Origin of the sequence: Actinoplanes sp. NPDC049548, assembly GCF_040676695.1 — a bacterium.
Classification (GTDB): Bacteria; Actinomycetota; Actinomycetes; order Mycobacteriales; family Micromonosporaceae; genus Actinoplanes.
Genome location: NZ_JBFAPM010000057.1, coordinates 1,802 through 4,994, shown reverse-complemented (window position 1 = coordinate 4,994; position 3,193 = coordinate 1,802). Strand labels below are relative to the sequence as shown.

General features: G+C 56.3%; 1 rRNA gene. It reads right to left on the bottom strand.

Annotation, left to right across the window (positions count from 1 at the left end):
- Window positions 1–19 precede the first annotated feature (19 nt).
- Window positions 20–3,128, bottom strand: a 23S ribosomal RNA gene (locus AB0J80_RS38380).
- Window positions 3,129–3,193 lie beyond the last annotated feature (65 nt).

Below are 3,193 nucleotides of genomic sequence, written 5' to 3'. Positions count from 1 at the left end.
ATCGAGCATAAAATTTGGTGTAGTTAAGCCCTCGGCCTATTAGTACCGGTCGACTGAACCAGTTACCTGGCTTACATCTCCGGCCTATCAACCCAGTCGTCTAGCTGGGAGCCTTACCCACTCAAGGTGGTGGGATACCTCATCTCGAAGCGAGCTTCCCGCTTAGATGCTTTCAGCGGTTATCCCTTCCGAACGTAGCCAACCAGCCGTGCCCCTGGCGGGACAACTGGCACACCAGAGGTTCGTCCGTCCCGGTCCTCTCGTACTAGGGACAGCCCTTCTCAAGTATCCAACGCGCACGGCGGATAGGGACCGAACTGTCTCACGACGTTCTAAACCCAGCTCGCGTACCGCTTTAATGGGCGAACAGCCCAACCCTTGGGACCTGCTACAGCCCCAGGATGCGACGAGCCGACATCGAGGTGCCAAACCATCCCGTCGATATGGACTCTTGGGGAAGATCAGCCTGTTATCCCCGGGGTACCTTTTATCCGTTGAGCGACACCGCTTCCACACGCAAGTGCCGGATCACTAGTCCCGACTTTCGTCCCTGCTCGACCTGTCAGTCTCACAGTCAAGCTCCCTTATGTACTTACACTCAACACCTGATTGCCAACCAGGCTGAGGGAACCTTTGGGCGCCTCCGTTACCCTTTAGGAGGCAACCGCCCCAGTTAAACTACCCACCAGACACTGTCCCTCGACCCGATCAGGGCCGCAAGTTAGATACCCAAACCAACCAGAGTGGTATTTCAAGATTGCCTCCACCCGAACTGGCGTCCGAGCTTCACCGGCTCCCACCTATCCTACACAAGCTAATTCGGATACCAATGTCAAGCTATAGTAAAGGTCCCGGGGTCTTTCCGTCCTGCCGCGCGTAACGAGCATCTTTACTCGTACTGCAATTTCGCCGGGCCTGTGGTTGAGACAGTGGGGAAGTCGTTACGCCATTCGTGCAGGTCGGAACTTACCCGACAAGGAATTTCGCTACCTTAGGATGGTTATAGTTACCACCGCCGTTTACTGGCGCTTAAGTTCTCCGCTTCGCCCCGAAGAGCTAACAGGTCCCCTTAACGTTCCAGCACCGGGCAGGCGTCAGTCCATATACATCGTCTTACGACTTCGCATGGACCTGTGTTTTTAGTAAACAGTCGCTTCCCCCTGCTCTCTGCGGCCATACCACGCTCCAGCAGCAAGTGCCTTCACGCGTCCGGCCCCCCTTCTCCCTAAGTTACGGGGGCAATTTGCCGAGTTCCTTAACCACAGTTCGCCCGTCGCCTCGGTATTCTCTACCTGACCACCTGTGTCGGTTTCGGGTACGGGCCGCTCGGAACATCGCTAGAGGCTTTTCTCGGCAGCATAGGATCACTGACTTCACCTGAATCGGCTCGGCATCACGTCTCAGCCACATGGTGTGCGGATTTGCCTACACACCGGCCTACACGCTTACCCCGGCACAACCACCGGCCGGGATCAGCTACCTTCCTGCGTCACCCCATCGCTCAACTACTACCCACGAGGGTCCCGGTCTCCATGCCTCAGGTCCGAAAACCATCCACACTTCAAGCGGTTAGCATCATGAGGTTCATCGTGGGCGCTCCTACGCGGGTACGGGAATATCAACCCGTTATCCATCGACTACGCCTCTCGGCCTCGCCTTAGGCCCCGACTCACCCAGGGCGGATTAGCCTGGCCCTGGAACCCTTGGTCATCCGGCGGAAGGGTTTCTCACCCTTCATTCGCTACTCATGCCTGCATTCTCACTCGTGTAGCGTCCACACCTGGGTCACCCCGGCGCTTCACCCGCCACACGACGCTCCCCTACCCATCCACACACCTGGACCGGAATCCGAAGAAACCAGCCGGGTTAATATGTGAATGCCACAGCTTCGGCGGTGTGCTTGAGCCCCGCTACATTGTCGGCGCGGAACCACTTGACCAGTGAGCTATTACGCACTCTTTAAAGGATGGCTGCTTCTAAGCCAACCTCCTGGTTGTCTATGCGACCCCACATCCTTTTCCACTTAGCACACGCTTAGGGGCCTTAGCTGGTGATCTGGGCTGTTTCCCTCTCGACTACGAAGCTTATCCCCCGCAGTCTCACTGCCGCGCTCTCACTTACCGGCATTCGGAGTTTGGCTGATTTCGGTAAGCTTGTAGGCCCCCTAGACCATCCAGTGCTCTACCTCCGGCAAGAAACACACGACGCTGCACCTAAATGCATTTCGGGGAGAACCAGCTATCACGGAGTTTGATTGGCCTTTCACCCCTAACCACAGGTCATCCCCCAACTTTTCAACGTTGGTGGGTTCGGTCCTCCACGCAGTCTTACCCACGCTTCAACCTGCCCATGGCTAGATCACCCCGCTTCGGGTCTAGAACATGCGACTATAAGCGCCCTCTTCAGACTCGCTTTCGCTACGGCTACCCCACACGGGTTAACCTCGCCACATGCCACTAACTCGCAGGCTCATTCTTCAAAAGGCACGCCATCACCCCTAAAGGCTCTGACGGATTGTAGGCGAACGGTTTCAGGTACTATTTCACTCCCCTCCCGGGGTACTTTTCACCATTCCCTCACGGTACTCGTCCGCTATCGGTCACCAGGAAGTATTCAGCCTTACCAGGTGGTCCTGGCAGATTCACAGCAGATTTCAGGAGTCCGCTGCTACTCGGGATATCTGTAAGAAGGTCAGAAGCTTTCGCCTACCGGGCTCTCACCGTCTACGGCCGACTTTCCCACGTCGTTCGACTAACCACTGACTTTGTAACTCCTCGGACGACTGTCAGATCATCCACACAGATCCCACAACCCCGCGCACGCAACCCCTGACAGGTATCACACGCACACGGTTTAGGCTACATCCGCTTTCGCTCGCCACTACTCACGGAATCACTATTGTTTTCTCTTCCTACGGGTACTGAGATGTTTCACTTCCCCGCGTTCCCCTCACACACCCTATGAATTCAGGTGCGGATGACACGACATGACTCGTGCCAGGTTTCCCCATTCGGACACCCTGGGATCACAGCTAGGTTGACAGCTCCCCCAGGCCTATCGCGGCCTCCCACGTCCTTCATCGGCTCCTGGTGCCAAGGCATCCACCGTTCGCCCTTGACAACTTAACCACAGAAAACAAGATGCTCGCGTCCACTGTGCAATTCTCAACCAACAACCAACCCACAACCCCACG